Source organism: Sphingobacterium paludis (genome assembly GCF_004364125.1).
In the GTDB taxonomy this organism is placed as follows: domain Bacteria; phylum Bacteroidota; class Bacteroidia; order Sphingobacteriales; family Sphingobacteriaceae; genus Sphingobacterium; species Sphingobacterium paludis.
On record NZ_SNZV01000005.1, the window covers coordinates 448799 to 472764 of the forward strand.

At 45.0% G+C, this 23966-nt stretch carries 24 protein-coding genes; 8 read left to right on the forward strand and 16 right to left on the reverse strand.

From position 1 onward, the window contains the following. Window positions 1-141: 141 nt before the first annotated feature. On the forward strand, window positions 142-597 hold the full coding sequence (locus tag B0I21_RS12205) for a hypothetical protein (RefSeq protein WP_133640737.1): 456 nt from the start codon (window positions 142-144) through the stop codon (window positions 595-597). 709 nt (window positions 598-1306) lie between these two features. On the opposite strand, the gene B0I21_RS12210 is transcribed toward B0I21_RS12205, so the two are convergent. Continuing rightward, window positions 1307-2206 (reverse strand): SDR family oxidoreductase, encoded by a 900-nt coding sequence (locus B0I21_RS12210; RefSeq protein ID WP_133640738.1) that lies wholly within the window; start codon window positions 2204-2206, stop codon window positions 1307-1309. A 213-nt stretch (window positions 2207-2419) separates the two neighbouring features. Between B0I21_RS12210 and B0I21_RS12215 the strand changes: the two genes are divergently transcribed. Together B0I21_RS12215 and B0I21_RS12220 are read left to right on the forward strand one after the other, a co-directional pair. After that, window positions 2420-2719: a hypothetical protein gene (locus tag B0I21_RS12215; RefSeq protein ID WP_133640739.1), complete on the forward strand. Its 300-nt coding sequence runs from the start codon at window positions 2420-2422 to the stop codon at window positions 2717-2719. A gap of 220 nt (window positions 2720-2939) precedes the next feature. Next, on the forward strand, window positions 2940-3374 hold the full coding sequence (locus B0I21_RS12220) for a hypothetical protein (RefSeq protein WP_133640740.1): 435 nt from the start codon (window positions 2940-2942) through the stop codon (window positions 3372-3374). Between the two features lie 221 nt (window positions 3375-3595). Here B0I21_RS12220 and B0I21_RS12225 read toward each other — a convergent pair whose 3' ends face one another. The 5 genes from B0I21_RS12225 to B0I21_RS12245 all read right to left on the reverse strand — a co-directional run bounded on the left by B0I21_RS12225 (window position 3596) and on the right by B0I21_RS12245 (window position 8356). Continuing rightward, a complete protein-coding gene (locus tag B0I21_RS12225; protein ID WP_133640741.1) occupies window positions 3596-4168 on the reverse strand; it encodes a hypothetical protein in 573 nt (190 codons plus the stop codon). A gap of 26 nt (window positions 4169-4194) precedes the next feature. Further along, window positions 4195-4482, reverse strand: a complete 288-nt coding sequence (locus B0I21_RS12230) for a hypothetical protein (RefSeq protein WP_133640742.1) — start codon at window positions 4480-4482, stop codon at window positions 4195-4197. A gap of 112 nt (window positions 4483-4594) precedes the next feature. Continuing rightward, entirely contained in the window at window positions 4595-4861 is a 267-nt protein-coding gene (locus B0I21_RS12235; protein ID WP_133640743.1) for a hypothetical protein, read from the reverse strand. A gap of 112 nt (window positions 4862-4973) precedes the next feature. Next, window positions 4974-6503 (reverse strand): SulP family inorganic anion transporter, encoded by a 1530-nt coding sequence (locus tag B0I21_RS12240; RefSeq protein ID WP_133640744.1) that lies wholly within the window; start codon window positions 6501-6503, stop codon window positions 4974-4976. Between the two features lie 284 nt (window positions 6504-6787). Continuing rightward, a complete protein-coding gene (locus B0I21_RS12245; RefSeq protein ID WP_133640745.1) occupies window positions 6788-8356 on the reverse strand; it encodes a pectate lyase family protein in 1569 nt (522 codons plus the stop codon). 427 nt (window positions 8357-8783) lie between these two features. Between B0I21_RS12245 and B0I21_RS12250 the strand changes: the two genes are divergently transcribed. From B0I21_RS12250 to B0I21_RS12265, 4 genes are all read left to right on the forward strand, one after another. Then, window positions 8784-10628, forward strand: coding sequence for a carbon starvation CstA family protein (locus tag B0I21_RS12250; RefSeq protein WP_243836090.1), 1845 nt, complete (start codon window positions 8784-8786; stop codon window positions 10626-10628). Window positions 10629-10994: 366 nt separating this feature from the next. Beyond that, window positions 10995-12080 carry a glycosyltransferase family 4 protein gene (locus B0I21_RS12255; protein WP_133640746.1) on the forward strand — a complete coding sequence of 362 codons (1086 nt, stop codon included), beginning with the start codon at window positions 10995-10997 and terminating at the stop codon, window positions 12078-12080. After that, a complete protein-coding gene (locus B0I21_RS12260) occupies window positions 12070-13167 on the forward strand; it encodes a glycosyltransferase (protein ID WP_133640747.1) in 1098 nt (365 codons plus the stop codon). Before B0I21_RS12255 ends, B0I21_RS12260 begins: the two co-directional genes overlap by 11 nt. Beyond that, window positions 13160-13984: a glycosyltransferase family 2 protein gene (locus B0I21_RS12265; protein WP_133640748.1), complete on the forward strand. Its 825-nt coding sequence runs from the start codon at window positions 13160-13162 to the stop codon at window positions 13982-13984. The genes B0I21_RS12260 and B0I21_RS12265 overlap by 8 nt, the downstream gene beginning before the upstream one ends. A 74-nt stretch (window positions 13985-14058) precedes the next feature. Here B0I21_RS12265 and B0I21_RS12270 read toward each other — a convergent pair whose 3' ends face one another. After that, the gene (locus tag B0I21_RS12270) at window positions 14059-15462 is read right to left on the reverse strand and encodes a PQQ-dependent sugar dehydrogenase (RefSeq protein ID WP_133640749.1); all 1404 of its coding nucleotides are present in this window, start codon (window positions 15460-15462) and stop codon (window positions 14059-14061) included. A gap of 12 nt (window positions 15463-15474) precedes the next feature. Further along, window positions 15475-16269, reverse strand: coding sequence for an SDR family NAD(P)-dependent oxidoreductase (locus tag B0I21_RS12275; RefSeq protein WP_133640750.1), 795 nt, complete (start codon window positions 16267-16269; stop codon window positions 15475-15477). A gap of 174 nt (window positions 16270-16443) precedes the next feature. Between B0I21_RS12275 and B0I21_RS20165 the strand changes: the two genes are divergently transcribed. After that, window positions 16444-16608: a hypothetical protein gene (locus B0I21_RS20165; protein WP_166637846.1), complete on the forward strand. Its 165-nt coding sequence runs from the start codon at window positions 16444-16446 to the stop codon at window positions 16606-16608. 52 nt (window positions 16609-16660) lie between these two features. Here B0I21_RS20165 and B0I21_RS12280 read toward each other — a convergent pair whose 3' ends face one another. The 8 genes from B0I21_RS12280 to B0I21_RS12315 are packed head-to-tail and all read right to left on the reverse strand — an operon-like array spanning window position 16661 to window position 23963. Then, the gene (locus B0I21_RS12280) at window positions 16661-19117 is read right to left on the reverse strand and encodes a TonB-dependent receptor (RefSeq protein WP_133640751.1); all 2457 of its coding nucleotides are present in this window, start codon (window positions 19115-19117) and stop codon (window positions 16661-16663) included. Then, window positions 19098-19619, reverse strand: a complete 522-nt coding sequence (locus B0I21_RS12285; RefSeq protein ID WP_133640752.1) for a GNAT family N-acetyltransferase — start codon at window positions 19617-19619, stop codon at window positions 19098-19100. Before B0I21_RS12285 ends, B0I21_RS12280 begins: the two co-directional genes overlap by 20 nt. Beyond that, entirely contained in the window at window positions 19619-20407 is a 789-nt protein-coding gene (locus tag B0I21_RS12290) for an ABC transporter ATP-binding protein (RefSeq protein ID WP_243836091.1), read from the reverse strand. Before B0I21_RS12290 ends, B0I21_RS12285 begins: the two co-directional genes overlap by 1 nt. Continuing rightward, a complete protein-coding gene (locus B0I21_RS12295; RefSeq protein ID WP_133640753.1) occupies window positions 20395-21402 on the reverse strand; it encodes a FecCD family ABC transporter permease in 1008 nt (335 codons plus the stop codon). The genes B0I21_RS12290 and B0I21_RS12295 overlap by 13 nt, the downstream gene beginning before the upstream one ends. Continuing rightward, entirely contained in the window at window positions 21402-22436 is a 1035-nt protein-coding gene (locus B0I21_RS12300; protein WP_133640754.1) for an ABC transporter substrate-binding protein, read from the reverse strand. Before B0I21_RS12300 ends, B0I21_RS12295 begins: the two co-directional genes overlap by 1 nt. A 10-nt stretch (window positions 22437-22446) precedes the next feature. Then, the gene (locus B0I21_RS12305; RefSeq protein WP_133640755.1) at window positions 22447-22890 is read right to left on the reverse strand and encodes an urease accessory protein UreE; all 444 of its coding nucleotides are present in this window, start codon (window positions 22888-22890) and stop codon (window positions 22447-22449) included. Window positions 22891-22900: 10 nt separating this feature from the next. After that, entirely contained in the window at window positions 22901-23617 is a 717-nt protein-coding gene (gene hypB / locus B0I21_RS12310; RefSeq protein ID WP_133640756.1) for a hydrogenase nickel incorporation protein HypB, read from the reverse strand. Next, window positions 23610-23963 carry a hydrogenase maturation nickel metallochaperone HypA/HybF gene (locus B0I21_RS12315; RefSeq protein ID WP_133640757.1) on the reverse strand — a complete coding sequence of 118 codons (354 nt, stop codon included), beginning with the start codon at window positions 23961-23963 and terminating at the stop codon, window positions 23610-23612. Before B0I21_RS12315 ends, hypB begins: the two co-directional genes overlap by 8 nt. Between the last annotated feature and the right edge of the window lie 3 nt (window positions 23964-23966).

Here is a 23966-nt window from a genome sequence, read left to right on the forward strand (position 1 = left end):
GGGTTTTGCCAAGCAGACTACGCGCCTTGTGTGATAATTACGTTATTTCGCCTAGTTAAACACCTGTTTAATGCTTTATCTCGTAATCGGATGATTTATTTGCGCTATCTTGTTACCATAAGAACGATAAGTGATTACGAGATGAAAAATACGATGATAAAGGAAAGCATATTGACATTGGTTACGGCAGTAGAAAAACGAATGGCTGTATATAAAAAAGCCTGGATTGCATCGCAAAAATACGCCGATCATGCGCTTTCAAAAGTTTTCCAGCAATACCATAATGAGAGCTTTGCATTCTCCAAACAATTAATGGACGATTTTAAATTAAAACCTACGCGGTTCGTTGAAGACAAGATTGTGAAAATGCCTTTAGAAAACGTAGAACGTGATAACGATATCTATTCTACTATTATCGCGTGCCAAAAAATCGAGGAGCTGTGTAAAGGCTCTTACCTGAAAGCGATTAAGGACCTTGACGAAAGCTTGATATCGCAATCGTTTCGGTTGCGGGAGCAAGCGGAAAACCAGTATATGGCATCAAATCATATCAATACATTGTTGGATTGTTACCGTTTAAATACTAGAGCGGTTTAAAAAAGGTATTTGGGCATCGGAAAGATATCGTGTCTTATATTCCGTATTTTTGGTTACAAAAAAAATACAAGATATAGAAAAATCACTTATGATACCCTGGGGAGGCAGAACGGCGGGTTATACTTGCAAAAGTGTGCCCGCTGTTAGGGGCTGTATCACCTCCAACCATAACTCGTTAAGCTCTACCTCCGTTAAGTCTACTTTAAGCCTTCATTAATTCTTCGTCAAAGCAATAAAAACCAGGCTATTATTCCCTACATTTATCATGCGCGGTTCTGGTAACACCTAATTTTATCGGCGCAATCATTATTACATATTTAATATGCAGGATTTACAGGGCAAATATTTCGAACTTATCTCTGCTACCGGCTTGATCACAGCCAGGGTTCAGATAAGACATATCAAACAAGAATTTATTCCATCAAAGATGTATGATGATGGCTCTGTTTCTGAACCGAAAACACACACCCTGATCTCAGACAATGGGTATTTATGGTATCGTTCCGATAGCCCTTTTGCCAGAATAGTTTAGCTATAACGGGATAGCACTATTGCACGCAGTCTATACGCTTGGTGACTTTCCTTTTGACCTGTACGACCTTCAAGCCAACCAGACCATTTTATGGAATGTTCTGCTAACAATCTATCGACATAAAAAAGGGAAGAAATTATACATTTCTCCCCCTTATTTACTGTTAGCTATAATAGTTTACGGATGTCCCATTCCACCAGCCGCTCCGAAGACCTGGCCTGTGGAATAGCTCCCTTCGTTGGAAGCCAGCAAAACAAATATTCCTGCAAGCTCTGCCGGCTGCCCTGCACGTTCAAGCTCAGCCATTTTTCCAAATTCCGGTATTGCCTCCGCAGGTTGTCCACCGCAAACCTGCAGTGGTGTCCAAATCGGTCCCGGCGACACGCCATTCACACGGATTCCTTTCGAGCCTAACTGCTTCGAAAGCGATTTTACATAGGCAACGTTGGCTGCTTTCGTTTGCGCATAATCAAATAGAATTCCAGCCGGATCGTATGCTTGTACAGAGGTTGTCGCGATGATTACTGAACCCGGTTCAAGATGAGGCAACGCTGCCTTTGTGATCCAGAATGGAGCGTAAATATTTGTTTTCATCGTTGCATCAAAACTCTCATTGCTAATATCCAAGATAGACTCACTGGCCTGTTGTCTGCCTGCATTATTTACCAAAATATCAAGTCCACCTAAGCTTGCCGTAGCTTCCTCCACCAGTTTCTCGCAAAAGGCGTAATCGGTAATATCACCCGGAATAGCGTATCCCCTCTGTCCTGCTGCCTCAATAAGCGCGATAACCTCCTGTGCATCGCTCTCCTCTTCGGGAAGGTAGTTGATAGCTACATCCGCACCTTCGCGGGCATAGGCTATCGCAGCAGCCCGGCCTATCCCGGAATCTCCACCCGTGATAAGTGCTCGTCGACCTTTCAATCGACCAGAACCCATGTAACTCTCTTCACCATGGTCTGGTAATGGATCCATCTTGGACGCTAGACCCGGAAATGGTTGCTGCTGCCCGGGATAAGGGGGTTTTGGATATTTGTCTATTGGATTTTCTAAACCTGTGTTTCTCTGATTTTCCATACTGTTTCGTTATCGTGTTACCTATAAATTGACGCCGTTATTAAATAAATATGTTTAAACGACGTTCTTAAAAAGAACGCTAGCGAGCCTAAATCGTTCTCTTGGGCACGCAAATTTCTGCATCTGAAAAGCGTATTTATTTTGCAAAAGACGCAGAGAACTAAGCTGCGGCAGAACCGTTCTAACATAGAGATTACAGTAAAATACAGAGCTATGAAAACAGAAAATAAAAAACAGCAAGGAAAGATACAACTGATCGTGGCCTTTGCCGTGGTGGAACCGTTTTTTGACGTGCCAGAAACCAATGGGCCCGAAGAAAATCAAGAGAACGAGGTGGCAGGTACCGAACCTATCGATAATCCGCTGGAAAGAGAGCGCGAAAATTTAGGTATTGATGACGTGGATGATCCGGAACCAGTAAAGGAGTCTGATCTGGCTGATCTTGAACCCATTGACCCTAATTTGGAGGAGATGGACGAAGAGGATGACTATGCCGATTTGGAAGAAGAGTAAAACGACTTATAATCGTTAAATGGGGAGCAAATACTCCCCATTTTTTTGTTCGCAAAAAACCAATATATTGCCACACCCAAGAAGACAATGCCCAAACGGAGCAAGCTGTATGCGCCCCCCTACCTTGTCAAGATAATACAATAAGTAGAGAATTTTATATATCTACGGTATACGACGTGCGTCTATCTTTGAAGCATAAACCTTATAAACAAAACACCTTATGAAAAAAAGACACAATTTTCTAGTCATGGTCTGTGTGCTTTTCGCACTAACCGCCTCGTTAAGTGCCAAAGCGCAATACTACGCCCCGGTATGGTTGAACTACGGCAGCTCATCAACGTATGAATTTAATACGACGGGTTTCAACCTTACGCTCTACAATAATGAAACCAGCGAGTACTATTATTTTGAAACATATGGCCGCCCTATGATTGACGGGACCACCTATGACATGGGTGATGTGCCTGCTGGAAATTACAAAATATCCATTTCTATGCGCTCTTTTATGCGCTCCGAGGCCTATTTTGACTGGACGGGAAATGGACAATCCGGCACTAACGTTTACATTGGAATTTTTGGGGAAACGGTTCTTACCGAGGATATCGTAATCAACGAGACCACACCCGGCATAGAGTTATACCTCACATCTTACTAAGAGGAAGACATCCCAAAACCTAAAATCAGCATCATAAAAAATAAGAAGATATCAAGCAATTTAAATCGGTCGTATTCTGTATCATTCATAAAACGATCTGTTCGGTTCTGCGTTATATGCTAACAATACATTGTTTTTTATACATTTAGGTTAATAAGTGAAATCCCCCTGTCGAGAGACACGGGGATTTTATCATAGGGCTCTTTTGCCCCTTTTATGTTTTAGGATACCAAAGGCTGGTCGCCAGCACCTGAAATAGGCTGATCGGACAGCGGCATAGTTTGACGCATAGCTTCCACGCTTAATCGCACCTCTTCAAAACGCTGATCGATTAACAGCTGAACCTCTTCGCCAAGACGATTGCTCTCTACAATAAAATCAGTCGCACGATCGAAAACACGTTGTAAATCGATTTCGTCGACATTATCCTCTGCCAAACCAACGAAAACGGCAATATGCTCCTTCCCCAACTCTATTTCCGTGGTACTGGTCTGTCTCAACATTTCAAACACCGCCGCCGAATTATGGTGCAGGGTGATCGGGTACGAAACCATCGCAAAACGATGCACGATACCGCCTTCACCAGACGTATCTTCATTGAAAATTTCCACTTTACCGTGAACATCATCCAACGTCAGATTAAAGCGATACAACTCCTTGACTTGGTTGATCACGTGTGCCGCAACGACATCGCGGTCTAAACTATTAAAGAGTTGACCCTGCGCGCTGATGTTCTCCAACTCGATGTCTATCCTTGTTTTTATATCTTCTCTGATTTTATCTATCGTTTCCATATTCTGTCCTTTATAGCTATTAACATTTATTCCGTACTCATTTTCGGCTGACCCACCGTATCATTTTTCTCCGTCCTGTCGATATTGCTCATCGGTACACCAGTTGTTTCGGTCTTTTCGGTTTTCAACGTATCGGCCGTACGCTCCCGATGGAGGTTATCCATCGGAACGCCATTATTGCTAATGGCTGTCGTATCCGTGACCTGCACATCCTCGCCTACCGCATCGCGATGTTCTCCAGCACCGCCACAGGCAGCTAATGCAAACAGCATACTCGCTGCAGCAGTAAGGTGGTAAATTGTCTTCCTATTCATTTCGCTTCTTTTTACTATGTACTATCCACATAGCAGCTGGCCCAGCAGCTACGCTCCACTGTGGATAGCTTTCGGTAAAAATAGAACATTAAAATCTAACGAAAGTTCTAGATTATTTTATCTCATAGTCCACATAGTAGTAAAGTTTGGCTGAAATGCTTTCTTCTTCTGGAACTTCCTGCAAAAGCTGGCGTTGTTCAAAATCAGATAAAACCTCAAAACCCTCAAACGTTGCGTTAACACCGTTTTTAACTTCTTGTTCTTTCACCTGCTCTTCCATTTCTATTCCTTTTTCATGAAAAAAAACGCCCTCATGCTGCATAACAATCCTTTTTGGTATCGTTATCAACACGTAAATTCTATCTGTTTTAATACGCATATGCTATACTGTTTAACGTTATGATAATATCCATTTCATCATCCTTTTTTTTTTTTGCATTAACACATCATATTCCCATGATAATCAGCGATGTTAATGGATCTATTTTACACTAATCTTTAGGCATCACATTGTAGGTAGGATCTTCCAAAAGATTAACCATGATCTCGCCCTCTGCATGGGCGAGTAAGACACGACAATCAGGGCTTAGGTGTCTTAAATAAACCTTTTTGCCCATCTTTGCGTACCTCTCTGTGACCTTATTTAGCGCATCGATAGCCGACATATCAACCACCCTGCTTTGTTGAAAATCTATGATCACTGTTTCAGGATCATCCAGGATATCAAACTTTTCCAAAAAATTTGTGGTCGAGCCAAAAAATAAAGGGCCGTAAATCTCGTAATATTTGAGCCCATTTTCATCGGTAAATTTTCGCGCGCGAATACGCTTCGCGTTATCCCAGGCAAATACTAGCGCTGCAATAATTACGCCCACCAAGACAGCAAGCGCTAAGTTGTGAAGGAGCACGGTAATGAGCGCGACGAGCATGCCAACCACGATATCAGATTTGGGAAATTTGCGTACAATACGAAAACTTACCCACTGGAATGTTTCGATAGCGACCATCATCATCACACCAACCAAAGCAGCCATTGGAATTTTTTCGATCAATGGCCCACCAATTAAGATAACGGCCATAATAGTTATCGCCCCAATGATCGCGGAAAGCCGGGTTTTTCCGCCCGCATTGATATTCACCAAGGTTTGGGCTACCATTGCACAGCCACCCATACCTCCGAAAAGTCCGTTAACAAAATTGGCCGTACCCTGTGCCATAGCTTCCCTGTTAGACTTTCCCTTCGTTCCCGTTATCTCATCCACCATATTTAACGTGAGTAACGATTCGACAAGCCCCACGCCCGCCATGACCAACGAATACGGAAAGATTAACGACAACGTCTCCAAGTTGGTTGGAACCTGCGGGACGTGAAATTGGGGGAATGAACCGCCCACCGATGCGATATCGATCACCTTCTTGGTATCAATGCCCAACAGCGAAACGAGGAGAAAAACAGTGATAATGGCGACCAACGAGGCGGGCACAGCTTTAGTCAGGCGGGGAAAGCCCAATACAATCAGAATGGTTAATAACGTCAGGCCAATCATAGTATACAACGGGATACCAGTCATCCATTGCGTGTCATCCCCTATCACCCGAAACTGATTGATTTGAGCCATAAAAATGATGATGGCCAAACCATTGAGGAAACCATACATGACGGGTTGTGGAATGAGGCGTACAAATTTCCCAAACTTAAATAACCCGACTGCAAACTGGATAATCCCGGCCAAGAGTACGGCAGCAAAAAGATATTCAACACCGTGCGCTGAGGCAAGGGCAATTAGCGTAACAATGGTAGCTCCTGCACCTCCGGATACCATGCCGGGCCGACCGCCAAGTAGGGCTGTGACGAGCCCCATGAGAAAGGCGGCGTATAGGCCTGTCAGTGGCGTAAGCCCCGCTAAAATGGCAAAGGAGAGTGACTCCGGTATCATCGTCATGGCCACCGTAAGGCCAGCGAGAACTTCGCTCTTAAAATTTACGTTAGGCATGACCAAAGAACGGGTTCCGTTTCCCATATAATAAAGTATTTAAAGATTATATCATTCCTGTAGAATGAACTACACACGACACAATGTACTTTTCAACAATCCGACCGAAACACGGCTCAAGTGACACTTGTACGCAGGAGTAGGCCACACAGCGTACGTCCTGAACGGCATCGCTCGTAAGAAAATCAATTGCTTCGCAAAAATAGATCAAATTATTAAAATCTCCTTGTGTTGCCGTATAAACATAAAAAAAGCTGCTTACTATGTGATAGAAGCAGCCCTTTTATAGATCGATAATCGTATTGTCGTTGTTAACTTATCGTATCGACGTTATTACCCAAGTTTCGATAATTTATCTTTTCCTTCGGATTCGTGCCATTGAGGTATTCCTCGATATTGGTGTAGCCATCACCATCGCTATCCAGCGCTCCGTCAGTCGGATCGTTTGGATTAAGTTGATATTTGATCTCCCATTCGTCGGGCATACCGTCACCATCGCTATCGATGAGCAATTTTTTAGGATCGTAGGTTAAGTTCGGGTAACCGCCCACTTCGTTTACATCTTTAATAATCCCTGTTCCCGTCGATGGCTTACCCGTACGCACCGTCTCTACCACGCGGGTATCCACGGCATCTCGTTTTGGCAATGTAGCGCCAGCTTTAGACAATACCGATTCTAACGCCACATCCGCAGTTTGGTGTGGCGAAACCGGCCAACCCTCGAACGGCGTATTTATCCGTGCTAGTTGCTCCGAATCTTGATCAGCTGTGACTAAGCTATTCTGTGTTTCTTTCATACGCATGCCCCGCCAGTTGTTGTTGCTCACTTCCTCATCGCCGTGCATGATATTTCCTGCCACATACCATTTTCCCGGCCGATTAGGCTCTTTTGGATACCAATCTCCTTCTGCCCAGGCACTGCCTGGCGAATACATGCTGCGTTGCTCAATGCGAGCAAAAACCGATCGCATATTGGCATTGGTGGCCGGACCGGGTTTGAAATAATTGTTAATTAAATTGATGGTCGACGTTTCATCGCCTCCATCAATAGACCGGTGACGCCAATTAAAGATAACGTTGTAACGAAAATCAAATGGCCCCGACATACCTATCGACGGATTTCTGGCTGTATTACTGGCAAAAAGGTTGTGATGAAACGTGGATGGATTTCCGCCCCATGTCCCGCCAAAAGCATGCCCTTTGCCATCTAGTGCCTCACTGGATATTGTCCATTGCACCGTGATATGCTCTGCAGGATCTTTAATTTGCGTCTTCCCGTCTAACGAAGGACGCATATGCCGATACAGCGAGATGTTTTCATCCATACCCCAGCTGGTGGAGCAATGGTCGATAATGATGTGGTGATGAGGGTTGCCGCCGATGTTGTCATCGCCTTGCCCGCCCGTAGGCACACCTCGTCGCACGCGTAGATGTCTGACGATTACATTATGTGTATTGATATTCAATGTTCCGGCAAGACAAATTCCATCTCCTGGTGCCGATTGGCCTGCAATCGTAATGTCCGGGTGATTGATGTTTAAGTCGCCATCAATCTTAATGGTACCAGCAACCCGAAAAACGACTATTCGCGGGCCTTCCGTTTCCAACGCTGCCCGGAGACTACCCGCTCCGCTGTCTTTAAGATTAGTCACCGCAATCACTTTACCACCGCGCCCGCCTGTGGTAAACATACCTGCTCCCCATGCACCCGGAAAAGCTGGAATAGCTCCTTCAGGTAATCGCGGCGGATGCGGCGGAATTTGCCCGCGCTCACTATTTACTAAATTGTTTCCTGCATGCTGGGCGGATGCTTCCATGGTCACGGCCATGCATGACCATAAAAGCAAACCTGCCGACGCAATTCTATACGATCTTTTCATAAATACTAAAATCTTGATAATATGTTTTCTTTCGTTTATAATCTTACTTTAAATATAGAAGAAACACCAGATATTAAATGTAACATTTACGTTTATTTTTATTTTACCCCGCTTTTTGTCGGTAAATAATGTGATAAATATGTACAAACCATATCCCGCTGGCGAACGCGCGAAATGAAAAAATTCAAGCAGATGGAATAACACAATTTCTATTAACTGTATTAATTTTTGAAAATTTTAAAAAAAGTTATATTTTACACGCAAATTCGTGTCGCTCAAGTATTCTTTTTTTATACATTAAAAGAAACGGCATATCACGAGAGATAGCGAGGATGGATCAATTATAATATGGCTCCGTACATGCATACCGGCTATATAACATTCTACAAGCGCTATACGACAATGATAAATAACTAAAAAACCTGTTATGATGGAATATTTAAATGGCGTTAACGCCCTCACCCTGGTCTTCGTGACGATCCTTCTCTTCGCGATAGCTTATCGGACATACGGCATATTTATGGCCAACAAAGTGCTTAAGTTGAATGCACAAAATGTAACGCCCGCCGTTGAGTTTGCCGATGGTCATGACTACGTAAAGACAAATAAGCATGTTCTATTTGGGCATCATTTTGCCGCTATAGCCGCAGCGGGCCCACTCGTCGGCCCAGTCCTTGCCGCCCAATTCGGTTACCTGCCTGGTGCATTATGGATACTGATAGGCTGTGTATTAGGGGGCGGGATCCACGATATGGTGGTGCTTTTTGCTTCAGTAAGGCATAAAGGTGAAAGTTTGGCATCCATAGCTGCGAAAGAAATTGGTCCTACGATAGGGATCATTACAGGCATAGCAGTCCTTTTTATTCTTATCCTCACACTTGCGGGCCTATCGCTGGCTTGTATCAGTGCTATGCACGAAGCTTCTTGGTCGTTGTTCACCGTTATTCTTACCATGCCGATAGCGATTATCATGGGCTTAATTATGCGTTACCGAAAAAACAGCGTAGGCCTTGCCAGCATTTTAGGTGCTGTGCTGCTTTTAGTGGGTATCTTTTTTGGAAACGATCTCATGCAATACGACTACATTGAAAACCTTTTCCACTGGGATATCAAGACCATATCTATTGCTATTGCAGTTTACGGTTTCCTCGCCTCGGTGCTCCCTATCTGGTTGCTACTTGTTCCGCGCGATTACCTATCAACCTACCTTAAAATCGGCACCATCTTGATGTTAGCTGTGGGAATATTTTTTGTGCATCCTACATTAGAAATGCCTGCACTCACATCTTTTATTCACGGTGGTGGGCCCGTTATAGCTGGGCCTGTGCTTCCGTTTATTTTCATTGTCATTGCCTGCGGCGCTATTTCGGGCTTTCATGCTGTCATCGCAACGGGCACAACGCCTAAGATGCTTGGCAATGAAAAAGAAATTCTCTTTGTCGGCTACGGCGCCATGCTTGTGGAAGGGTTTGTCGCATTGATGGCCCTGATCGCAGCATGCACACTGATGCCGGGCGATTATTTTGCTATCAATACGCCGGTGGACGGATATCAGGCTTTCTTGCTGGCCAACCCCGACTTGCATACCGTAGACCTGCCACATTTCGCGGAACGCATAGGCATCGACTTGCACGGTCGCACGGGAGGCGCCGTATCTTTGGCTGTTGGCATGGCTCATATCTTTGATAGTATTCCCTATATGGATGATGTAATGGCCTATTGGTATAACTTTGCAATCATGTTCGAAGCCGTATTTATCTTAACAGCGATCGACGCCGGCACGCGCGTGGGGCGTTTTTTTCTTCAGGAAATGCTTGCCGGAGTTATTCCGGCATTTAAAAACAAAAATTGGTTACCCGGCATACTTATCAGTAGCTTTCTCTTTACGTTCTCGTGGGGCTACTTGGTTTTTACAGGGAATGTAAGCAGTATATGGCCGTTGTTTGGAATTAGCAATCAGCTATTGGCGGCCTGCGGCCTAATCGTGTGCACCACCATGCTCTTGCGGATGAAAAGAGGTAAATATGCGCTTTTTTCTGCCATACCGGGCGTGTTCATGGCCATAATTACATTTTGGGCCGGCTATATCCAGATTGTCGACATGTATTTACCCCAGCAGCAATACCTGCTCGCCGCGCTGGCCGTTTTAGCGATGCTCTTGATGCTTATCGTTTTTGTAGGCGCATTTCGGAAATGGTACAGCCTGCTGATGACCAAAACAGAATTCACCGACATGTACGGAGAAAAGGTGAAAACGTTGGTAGATCGATAGAAATTTGACAGCGACACATCGCGTCCAAATGAGATGTATAAGGTTCAACAACATACGGAGGAGGTTTTGTTCTGCTAAGTATTTATCCTTATTAATCGGCACTAAAACAAATTAGCCAAGTAGTCCACCAAGAACCTGCAAACAAAATTCAATAAGGCTGTTGGCCAAAACGCAAAATGAAAGAAGTATAAACTCCTCATACAAATAACCTTATCCTCCTTCAACATCGACTTGTGTGCGAAATCGACGTTATTTCGGTTTCGGTATATATACGCGAATACTACCAACGCCGTTGCATAAGTAGTATATTAATGAACTTTTGCTTGCCGGTCTCGTTCTATCTTCGTTCTAAACGACAGGCGATATATGAAAATAGGAATAATAGCACACCTCAAACACCCCATTCGGAAACCTTTTATGGGCGGGTTAGAAGCGTTTACATATGATATTACACAGCTTCTTATTGAACGAGGGCATGAGGTAACGCTTTTTGCGAGCGAGATGTCTGATCCATCCCTCAACGTATATCCTATTATGAGCGATACAGATTATGACCGGGAAACACTTAGCCGATTCCGATCGCATGAAATGAGCGAGGATTTCATTTCCACGCACCACGCTTATCTCGAGCTTATGCAAGATATCGATACCAAAGAGTTTGACATTATCTTCAATAATAGTTTAAACTATGTGCCTATTACGATGGCGTCTATTTGCTCGACCCCTATGGTAACCGTGCTTCACACTCCCCCTATATTCGAGATGAAACGCGCCACAGCACGTGAAAAAAGTCTAGGGAGAATTACTTATGTTTCTGTTTCAAAACCTAATGCCGATGCGTGGAAGCCTTACGTACATACCTGTGAGGTAATCAATAATGGTATCGACTTGCAGCAATGGAGATTTATACCAAGCAATGACAAAGGGTATGTTGTTTGGTTCGGGAGAATTCACCCGGATAAAGGGCCCCATTTAGCCATAGAGGCTGCAAAATTAGCCGGTAAGCGCATCAAGATAGCGGGTTCCGTGGCTGATAGACATTATTTTGAAACATTTGTGCAGCCCTTGCTAGACGATAGGGCGGAATGGGTAGAACATTGTACGCATGAACAGTTGAATGTATTGATCGGCGATGCCGAAGCAAGCATTATTACCCCCTGCTGGGATGAACCCTTTGGCTTGGTCGTGGCTGAAAGTTTGGCCTGTGGAACCCCTGTAGCGGGTATCGCTCGAGGGGCATTGCCAAGCATCCTAAACGAAAAAACCGGTGTGCTTACCAAGTCCTGTGACCCGGAAGAGTTAGCAAAATGCATCCACGCTGCAGCACGCTTAAAACGCGAAGACTGTCGGGAACACGCGATGCAGCATCTGTGTAGAAATGTCATGGTAGCCCAATACGAACACCTCTTTTCGGAGGTTGTCGCAAAACGGTTTTTGCGGCATGCTATATAAGTTCAGCTTCTACATCCATCACCACGGTTCGGGGCACATCACTCGAGCTATCGCCATAGCCACGTTTTTAAAAACGTATGTACCGTGTAACATTACATTCTTAGGAAGCGCTTTAGCTGCTTATCAGCAACTTATACCAGCCGATATTGATCAGCTTATGTTGCCAATGGATGTTCCTACAGTGGATGACTTACATCATCAACCGCATGAACTGAAACATTTGCACTACGCACCGCTTCATGTAGCTGGCCTGCTAGCACGCAACCAAATGATCACGAAACATTTTTGCGAAAATCCGGAAACACTCTGCATTGTTGATGTCTCCTGTGAAATTCTACAGCTAGCGCGGCTTTGTGGCATTCCTGCCGTCGCTATTCGGCAGCACGGTAACCGAACCGACCTTGCACACACATTAGCGTATGATACAGCAGCGCAGATCATCGCCCCCTATCCGGAGCTTATGAGCGAGGCAAACGAAGAAGGCTTATACGCAGATAAAACCCTTTTTACAGGCGGTTTTTCCAGATATGAAAATAGCGGAGTACCCTCATCTGCTGAGCAGGATAAACATATCGCCATTCTTATCGGCAAAGGTGGAAGCAGCTTAGATGAAAATTTCATCAAGCATCTGCAGGCATCATTGGATTCCTCCTATACGATTCATGTGATGGGTGAGATATCGATGGAACAGGCTCTGGAAAACGTTGTCATGCACGGCCATCTGGCCAACCCTACATCCATCTTACAGGTGTGTGGAGTGGTTATTTGTAACGCCGGGCATAACTGCATCATGGAAATGGGTTCGTTGCGCAAGCGCATCATCTGTATTCCCGCCGAACGACCGTTCCGCGAACAGGAAAGTAAAGCAGCACACTTACAACGTCTCAACCTAGCGATCGTCATTCCGGAACATCAATTGATCCACACAGACTGGCCGTCGACAATAGCGCAGGCTCAACAGCTGGACATGAACGCATGGACGAAAATCATGGACAACCATGCGTTAACTAAAATCGCAGATTGCTTAACACATACATATCGCCAAATTTACAGCACGCCACAACAACATCATCATAATCATGTATAGCGCTATATCCGTTTTAACCATTGTCCATGGACGCCACCAAGCGCTTCGCAACCTATTAGATGGGTTGGCCACGAGCACGTTACTCCCAAGCGATGTCGTTATCGTGCATATGAACGAGACGCCGATACAACTTAAAGATTATCCGTTTCCGATCCGCCAGATACGGCACGAAACAGGAAGCGGATTGAACTTATCGGCTGCACGCAACCAGGCTATACTCCATGCACAGGCGGAGAACAATGTGTTTTTAGACGTTGATTGTATACCTGAGCCAACGCTTGTAGCGCAATATGCAGAAACTTTGGGAAACACAACGGATTTGGTAAGCGGTCGGGTGCGCTACCTATCCCGTGAACAGACAGAAGCATTGCAAGCAGATACCGACCTATTCGCGGCGAGCACGGCCGATCCCGTACGTCCAGAAAATAAACCCTTTACCCATGAACTTTTCTGGACGTTAAACTTCGGATGTCGTAAAGCAACATTTCAGGCTATAGGTGGGTTTGACGAGCAGTATGCGGGGTATGGTGGTGAGGACACAGACTTCGCTTTTATGGCACGAGCGAAAGGAATTACGCTCCATACCATCGATGCTACGGCCTTTCACCAATATCATCCCAGTTATTCCCCGCCGCTTAATCACGTGCAGGATATCTTGCACAACGCTCAGGTTTTTCACAGCAAATGGGGCAAGTGGCCCATGGAAGGCTGGTTAAAAGCGTTTGCGGAAAGAGGATACATGGAGCAGACCGCTGCAGGCCCACGACTCAAGCGATTACCCACGGCGGCCGAAATCGAGATGGCCAAGAAAATATAACGATATATTCTCGGATAAACGGCTGCGAATGACCATCGTACAAACGCGACCGCCATATCCACGAAGCAGCCCGCCTACTCGACGAGCTTAAACGCTACGATGCAACCACGTAGATTTACCTCCTTCGGATTTTCTTCAGTAGGTCCGGAAGTGATAGCAGACCGATCGGTAATGAGGTAAATCTTCTTGCCGTCTGGAGAAAGACAGATATCGCGATAGCGAACCTTATTAGAAAACAATTCCTCAGGATCGCCTATCACCGCACGCCCATCTGCGGATAGCGTTAGCCGGTATACCAGACCCGTTTTCAGCGCTGTTACCAATAAGCTGTTTTTCCAATCGGGAATGGCCTGATGATTATAAAAAGCCAAGCTGCTGGGCGCTATGGATTCCCACTCAGCATCTTTTGACTCGCGCACACGGGCAAACCGCTTTTTCAGGTAGCCAGCATCTGATGCGGCAAAACTATAGATAGGATTTCGGTAGGTATCCCCAAAAGCATACGCTTGATCTTGCTCATCAGCAATTACTGGCAATGCGCTGTGCCAAGGCCCAGGAAGGGTTTGGTCATCAGAAACTGCAGCCGACAAACCATTGTAGTTGCCATCGGCATAACCAACTATCAGCGGATGTCCATAGTTTTTTCCTTTTTCGATGATATTGACTTCATCATCAGACATAGGTCCGTGTTCGCAGGAAAAAAGCAGCGAAAAGCCCTCAGACTGTCCACAAGCCAAGCCCTGCGGATTACGATGTCCAACACTGTAAACCGCCGACCTGGATTCCGTATTAAACGGATTGTCTGATGGAATCCATTGATCTACCGCAGCCGTATCCGGATCTGCGAGAAACCGCAATATCTTCCCCTCTTTACTTGTTGCATCTTGTGCGCTATTCGCGCGGCCTCCATTGCTGTATTGGCCAGCGCCCATATCGCCAACGGCGTAATAAAGGTAGCGAAAGCCGCGGTTAGCATGTATGGCGAGCCGGCCCCCATTGTGGTCATTACTACCCGGGACATCATTATCCAAGATGGTTTCATCCGTCAGTATCGCTTGTTCTTTATCAAAACGAAAGCGCGAAAGGCGAGTTAAAAATCTATTGCCCTCCACATGCTTGTATACATAGGCAACAAATAGATATGGATCCGTCGTATCGAAATTCGGGTGAAGCACCAAACCCATCAAGCCGCCCTGCGGCCAGGGTTTATCTTTCAATTTCAGCGTGTCATAGCGCGGAAACTCCCTTAACATCGAAAGGTCTGCGGAAAGCACTATAGCACCATCCGATGGGTTTACACATAAAATTTTATAGGATTTGCTCTCCGTAACCCAAAGATAGCCTTCGCCATCAATGGCAATAGACCAAGGATCTTGCAAATTCGATGCAATCACCGATTGTTTGAAGGATGGTTTTTGCGCGCTGCAGGGATTGGAAAAAATAGATATGGCCAGCAGTGTGTAAAGTAGTTTACGCATGTCTGAGTGTCGCTATTCTTTCGGTTTTTGCATCTCATTCATTTGCTTGGCCACGGCCGTATCGGGAAGTACGTGACTTGCCGAAACGACTATTTTATTTTTAAGGCCAGAAACTACCTTATCTTTCCCTTCCATCAGTGCTTGATAGCCGTCAGCAGCCACTTTACGTGGATTGCTCAACTTCGAGTCCATAATTTTGGAACCAGTCATGCCAGCCTTGCGGAAGAAATCTGTCTCTGTTGCGCCAGGCTCTAAAACGGTAATGGAAACGTTCGTATCCGAAATTTCTTCGCGAATGGCTTCCGAAAGGGATAGCACAAATGCTTTTGTGGCATGATAAACCGCCTGCCAAGGGCCAGGCATCTCGGACGCGATCGAGCCTAACTGCAAGATCTTCCCTTTATCATGCGCTAACATATCTTTGAGAAACAGTTGTGTCAATTCTGTAAAGGTGGTGATGTTCAGTTGAATGATTTCGAGCAGTCTCGGCAATTCTGCTTGCGCAAACAAACCATATTCCCCCTGCCCAGCATTATTCACTAGTACATCCACAAAAATGTGTTGCTCCTTTATAAATTGATAGACAGCTGGTGCCGAGTCGGTTTTGCTTAAATCTTGTGCAAACGTCAGTACCTCGACCGAATAGGTGTCAGCCAATATTTTTTTTGTTTGGGCCAAGGCATCCGCGCTCCGCGCAACAAGAATAAGGTGGTAATTATCTTCAGCAAAAAGCTTTGCCAGTTCTAATCCAATACCGGATGTTCCACCTGTGATTAACGCATATTTTTTTAAGTTCTCGTTTTTCATGATATCGTGTAAAACAGTTCTCTTTCAGAACGAGATGTACACCGATTGGTTCAAACGAGCGACAACTAACGGTCTTTTGCGCGCAATTGGTACATCTATTCAACAAAAAACAAGAAAATAATTTTTATTGAAACAAATGACCATCACTTGCTGTTCACCAACAAATCATAAAATATGCAACGATACAAACATGATATTATCTTAATTGCTAGTGCGCTCATGATCTGTGCGACACTATTAGTGGTGGTTCTTGGATTAACCAAAAGCAGCAAAACAGCATCGACTTCCAAATCTTCCGTCGAGCGCCATTTTACGCACAACAAAAATAAGGTCGCCTGACCATACTTAGCTGCAGCGCCGTGGGGCGGGCCTAAATGGCGCAAATGCATTGTTAAAGGCTATACCCAAAAGAAAGCATGATATTTCGCGGCGTACCTACAAAACCTCGGGTATAGTCAAAACCTCCTATGTAATAATAACGATCAAAAACATTATTGATATTTAAGGCGATTTTGAGCCCGTTAATATGGTAGTAGACTGCGGTGTTAACCGTGCTGTACGCAGGCCACATATCCCAAATATGCACCGCATTTTCATCCGTTCTCGCCGCATTATCCATTCTTCTTTCGCCAACATAATACAACCCGGCTCCGCAACCTAGTCCTTTCACTACGTTTTTTGGAAACATATACTTCAGCCAAATCCCGCCCATATTTTCTGGTGCATTTCCTAACGGCTGTCCTTCCTCGCCGATCAATGAAGATGATACTACGCGAGTTTGGTTAAACGTGTAGTTTGCCATCACTTGAAATTCTGGCGTCACCTGCCCACGGAAGTCTAACTCTATTCCGCGCGACAGCACTTCGCCAGATTGACGGTAAACGGGCAAACCTGTATCGGCTAACTCGCCCGTGGGAATCAACATATTTTTACGACCTATATGAAAAAGGGAAAGTTCAGTCTGTAGCTGGTTTCCAAAGAAGCCTGTTTTAAATCCGGTTTCCACTTGGAAGCTTTGCTCTGGTTTAAATGCTTGAGCCGCTCCGTAGCGCTGGTAATTGTAGATAAAGTCAGCTCCGACGGGGACATAACCTTGCGAATAACTCGCAAAGTAATTGACCTGTTCGTTAAATGTATAGGTAAATCCAAAACGGGGTAGCCAAACGTGTTGCGATGTTTCAAATGTGTTTTGCAGATCAGCGCTACTTGAACGGTAGTACTCGTGGCGCAGGCCGAGGATAAACCGCATACGTTCCCCTACTGTAATTTGATCTTGGACGTAAAGCCCCAAACTTTTGTATGGATTCAGGAATGGAAATTCTGCTTGTGGTCGCCACACATAATTCGCTACATCAATAATGTTTCTATTTGTATTTTCAAGATCTATCGTTAACGGCACCTCCCTACCATTTACGATGCTGCTTCGTGCTTCCCGCAAAAGGTTGTCGGCATCTCCAGCATACCTTGCGTAGTCCGCCCCGACAACAATCTCTTGTTGGAGATGACGACGTTTAAGCGAGTAGCGTAAATAACTGACAACATTGTCGGTATAGTCTCTCGCCTGTTTGGATTGAAATCGCATATTCATAATGGTGTTTGCAGGTGGATCAGCAAACGTGTTCAAGGTTCTAAATTCATTTAACTTTTCGGTGTAGATGGACTTCATATAGTGCACATGTAGCGATACATACGGACTTAATCGCTGTGATAAACGTGCAGCCATCGTAAGAAAGCTTGTCTTCAAAAAATCCGTGGGTTGATTGACGTTAAAGGAGCGGGATTGTCCGTAAAAATCATTGCCACGAATACCCAACCCGCGATCAAGATAGCCGTCAAAGTTATCATAGGTCAGATCCACATCGAGCTGGGTGCCATCAACGGGACGAAAAGTGAATGAGGGTGCTAGCAATACACTTTTTCTTTGATTCTGGTCACGAAAAGTTCGCGCATGCTCATAGCCTATATTCAGTCTATACAATACCCGACTTGTCGTATCTAGAGCAGCACCCACATCGAGTGTGGTGCGATAGGTTTCAAAACTCCCCGCGGAGAAGTTGATACTGGCATGTTTTTCTTCTCGAGGCTTTTTGGTAACCAAATTAATTGTACCGCCCGGTGTAATATCACCAAACAGCGAAGCACCGGGACCTTTCAGAATTTCTATACTTTCCAAATTGGCAGTAAGCGGGGTTCGCCAAAAGCTGGTTCCATAACCGTATGCGGATCGCATGCCATTTACCAAGCGCATTCCACTCATGTACCCGCTGTTGAACCCCCTTATGGTTACATCATCATAGGCCGAAGCCTGATTAACGCCTGCCAAATCCGGAACCATATCGGTAATAACAAAAGCTTGCTTATCTTCCATCAGTTCGCTGCTCACTACGGAGACTGATTGGGGCAGATCCTTTAGCGAGCCGGAAAACTTGCCGCCGAGCTCCGTATTGTTGATGAGGTAAGAATTATTTCTTCGTCCTGTCACTAAGACCTCGTCTACCTGTTTTGCTTCCTGCGCAAGCACCATAATAAACGGATCCGGACCTTGCCATTGATGAAGGTCAATTAAACGTACCCCTGTCTTAAATCCTAAACCTCTAAAAGTAGCCTTGACAGGAAGTTTCAAGCCATTCGGCAGGGTAAACTTACCATCGCTCGCTGTTTGCAAACTTGCGTGCCCATCTAGAAGAATGGTAATGCCTGACAACGCATTTCCTTGCGTATCCTGCACCATGCCTTGCCTACTGGGCTTCACCTCTTGGGCTTCTAACGGCGGTGTGAGGAAAAGCGTAAGTATAAAAAAAAATAGCGGGTTCAGCGCACTGAATTTCTTAATGAAGCACTTGCACATCAAGGTCGGAGTTAAGCATATGAATTGTTTCAAAATCGCCGTGTATTTTGGTAACGAGCTCCCGAAAGCCGCATATGGTCCAAAACGCTAATGCTCCTGAAAGAAAGGGATGTGTGTGTAAGTAAAACGTTTTTACGCCTTGATGCCTTGCAATGTCTTGGAGGGCGTGGAACAGTTTCAAGCCCAAGCCTTGTCGCCGGTAGCGTTTATCGACGTATAAACGTACGATCTCTACCGCATCATCCTGCCTGAATTTCAGGAAGGGGAAGCGTCCGTCATAGCGTAACATACCTATTGCAGCGACAATATCTCCACGAGTATTTCGTCCAACCAGAAAAGCACCTTGTTTATCCTCGATGTAAGTCGCTTGAAAAGCGGATAGATCAACTGGAAGGCGATCGTGATCGAGCCCCGGAAAAAGTTCCTTGCGCGCTTTAAGCACATAGGCAATCACCTCGTCCTGCCGCGATAAACCAATCCGTTCTATAGTAATATAGTCCATTACATGCTTAATTTTGATTTCGGTATCAATACCAATTTATCTTGAACGACGACGCTTTGTAAATCCACTTGATAAGCCTGCTCTAAGACTTCGCGCTTATGATCGTTTGTTGTACTATCCAAGCTTCTTAACTTACCATCGCCCATAACAAAAAAGCGATCGCCATATTGAAATGCCAAGTTCGGATCGTGCATAATACAGATGACTGTTTTTCCGTTGTCAACTAATTTTTTTAAATTATCGAGGACCGCTATCTGATAATGAAGATCTAAGTGATTGGTTGGTTCATCGAGGAGGATAATATCCGGATCCTGTACCAACACACGACATAAGAGGACTAATTGCCGCTCACCGCCAGAAAGTTCCGTATAGGGCTTATCTTTATAGGGAAGGAGGCCAAAGCTTTCCAAAACGGCTCTCACCTGATCACGGTCGGCCTTGCTTGGACCAAATCTGGAAAATGAAGCCCTTCCTGTTAAAACAACATCAAACACGCTAAATGGGAAAGTAGTCTGGTGGAATTGGTTCATAAATCCGATTCGCAGGCTATCTTTGGATCCCTTCTGTATGCGTCTACGATCATGACCGTTGACACGCAGCGTTCCACCGTAATCGCGCTGTATTCCAGTCAAGATATGGAACAACGTAGACTTTCCGCTTCCATTACGACCCAATACCACCCCCATTTCACCCTTGTAAAAGCTCGCACATAGCTTATCAAGTACAAGCTCTTTGCCGTAGGAGAAAATAATATCTTTCAATTCAATAGCCTGCATTAGCCGTTCCAATTTATGGCGTTTTTACGCATTAAGTAGATAAATAAAGGTGTCCCCAGCATCATCGTGAAAACGCCTATAGGAATTTCAAAGGGCAACAAGGTTCTGGAAAAATTATCAATGACTAATAAAAATGATCCGCCGATACTCACGTTGGCCAATACGCCTATGCTATTGCTCGGACCGAACACCATGCGGCTAATATGCGGCACAATTAGACCAAACAAGCTGATCATACCAACTGCCGCCACCGAAGAGGCCGTTATCATAGTAGCGGCCCCGACCATGATCAGCTTTATTATTTTGGGATTTACACCCACGGCTAACGCTTCTTGCTCTCCCAACGAGAGCAGGTTCAGCTTCCAGCGAAAAGCGATGATAATCGTTAAGCCTAACGTGATGGGGAAAATGGCCTGTTGCACCTTATGCCACGACGCTGTGTGCAAATTACCCATCGTCCATTGTACAATGGCCTGTAGCTTATATGGGTCGCTTAGGTATTGTAGCACGGTTAAAAAGGCTGTAAAAACGCCTGATATAATCATGCCGGCAAGAACCATGGTCACCAAAGAGCCGCGCGTGCCGCCACGCGACACCAAGTAGGTGATCAGCACGGCGATTATGCCAAACATAAAAGCAGAGAGATTAAGGGGAATAAGTGAAATTAACATAGAAAGGGCGGCACCGAAGGCCGCTCCGGATGAAATTCCCAACGAAAACGGATCAACAATAGGATTGCGAAACACAGCCTGCAAAACACCACCCGCCACAGCAAGTGCCGCACCAACCATAAAGGTCAAAAGCACACGAGGTAACCTTACTTGCCATAAAATGGTTTCCATGTTCGTATCCTGCATCGTCACGTCCTGCCCCAGACAATGCGCTAAAGCTGCATAGGTATACCTAAACAAATCGGATAGGCTTAAAAAACCCGTACTTCCTAAGCAGAGAGAAATAAATACGATGCAGATGGGTACGATACATAGCGCAAAAACTTTCCAATGCATTAGCTATCCCTCCTTCCAAGCTCGCCTGCGTACAAAAACTCCAGCACCTCATCACATTCTTTATTAAAATCGCTTTCCGTATAGGCCGGATAACACCATCTCTTCAACTGCATCGCCAACAGCAAAAATTTCACGGTGTGGGGGTCGTAATAAAATGTGGGAGTCGCTTCAAAGACATTTTTCTGTCTTACAGCAGGCAAGGCAGCAAGTTCCGTCAAGCTGTATACATCGTCTACGCTAGAATTCCATAACACAATAATATCCGGGTTCCATGTATACAACGATTCTGCATTCACATTTGGTGCATCCATAGCTAATGGACAGGCATTTGTAGCACCGGCAATATCTATGGCCAGATCAATCAACGTACCTTTTCCCGATGTCGAAAAAATCCGCCCCTTTGACCATGCGTAATAAATTTTTTTACGATCCTGACCATGTTGTGCGATCATCGTGTCGATTTGCTGTTCTATGTAATCTACAATGTCTTTTGCACGATCCGCCTTTCCCAGTAGGGTGGCAATACCAATAAGCTCTTGGTAAATTTGTCTTTTGTCTGCACTGGATACGGCGTAAACAGGAATTCCCAATCCTTCCAATTGCTCGATAGTCTCCGTATCATACTCATACACAACGGCAAGATCTGCCTGCAAGCTAACAATCCCCTCCACATTGCTGGATCGTCCAGCAAACGTTGGTGTTGCGATCTCTTTCTCTGCGACACGCTTATCTATCAACGAAAGAAAATGATAGGTAGACTCATTTTGATAGATTTGCTGTGGAATACCGACAAGTTTATCTTTCGCGCCGAGCATGTACATTTGATCAACAAACGGTTCGAAGAGTACAACGACACGCTCCGCATAATCCTTCAAAACAATAGTCTTTCCACGCTTATCCACTGCCGAAATTTCCGAAGCAGCACGTTTTTTTTCCTGTTTGCGGCCGCAGGACGCTATCATCCCCACAAGCAGGATGACGCTGATGACGAAAACCAGGCAAAAAAAGATCTTAAATAATTCTCCAAACTTCATATTCCTTCTTTCATGACACACTCGCTATCAAGCGCAATTCTGGCGGGAGCTTTATGGACATTAACTTTATCTTTTCTCCATACTTATTTGCTAAGGCGTCGTACAGCCTACCATCATAGGCGACGGCCATCTGCCCCTCACCCAATACGAAAATCGGCAGATGCCTATTTCCTACATCGAAGCAAAACTTACCCATAAGTATAGCATCATCACTTTGCAATACGATGCTATCGCAGGGTTCCAAGTCGATAGCGATATAGCATTTCTCGTCTTGATAGATGACCTGCTTATCGCGGAGATATGGATAGTTTACGCGTTTTAAATGAAGCGCCCTTCCCTTGTCTGTTTCCCGCTCTAGCTGTCTTTTGCCGACTTCAAACCATGCTACCGCTAGCTTCTCTTGCCGAAGATGTCCGGGCACGTCTTGGTAATCATTATCATCGATAACTAGCATTCGTATAGCATTAGGTTCTATTTTTTTGCGCTTTTTTTGCTTCCACTTTATCCATAAGCCAGCTACACCAAGTCTCCATTCCCTCACCTTTGAGGCTGCTCACGGAAATCACCTCCAAGTTGGGATTCACTTCACGCGCATCCGTAGAGACTGCTTCTACTGAAAATGGTACATAGGGCAATAAATCTGCCTTCGATACCAACATAAGCTCGCTGGTTAGAAACATCCGCGGATACTTTTTCGGTTTATCATCCCCTTCGGTTGAAGCGAGCAATGTAACTCGGAAATCCTCGCCTAAATCAAATGCTGCAGGACACACGAGATTACCTACGTTTTCGATAAACAGCAAGTCTACGTTTTCCAAGTTGATATGATCCAGAGCCTGCAAAATCATTTGTGCTTCGATATGGCACATGCCACCGGTAACGATCTGTAAGGCATTGATGCCTACTTCACGCATGCGAACGGCATCGCGTTCTGTCTCCGGGTCGCCAACGAGAACGGCTATATGAAGTTTCTTGCCTAACAACTTGCCCGTCTCCTGCATCAGGGTAGTTTTACCGCTTCCTGGCGAAGAGCAAATGTTGATGACGCAAATATCCTTCAGTCTTTCACGAATGGCTTTTGCCACAAAGTCGTTCGCTTTCAACAGATTCAAACTCGTATTCTCGCATTGAACAGACCCTACCGGCATCTGGTTGCTTTTTGGTGTTGTCGTATTATTCATGTTCTTTACTTTTAAATATGATCTGGGTTATTCGTAACTCCTCGCCTTGTACCACTTTATCTGAGGGCTTACCACAGCTACAAACAAATCGGTGGAAGATCACTTCGAAGGATAGCTTACAGGCATCACAAAATGCGAGTATCGGTAATACTTTCACTTCAAGCTCTACACCTTGAAATCGCTGATGATCCAACACATAAGCCTCAAAGGCATTTTGTATCAAAATAGGCTGGATGTTGCTCAAAAGCCCTGCCTCCAGCTGAACCTTGACGATTTCCTGGAAGCGTGTCGGATATTCTTCTTGAAGAAGATCAAACATTTCCTGTATTATTCCTGTTTCGTGCATCCT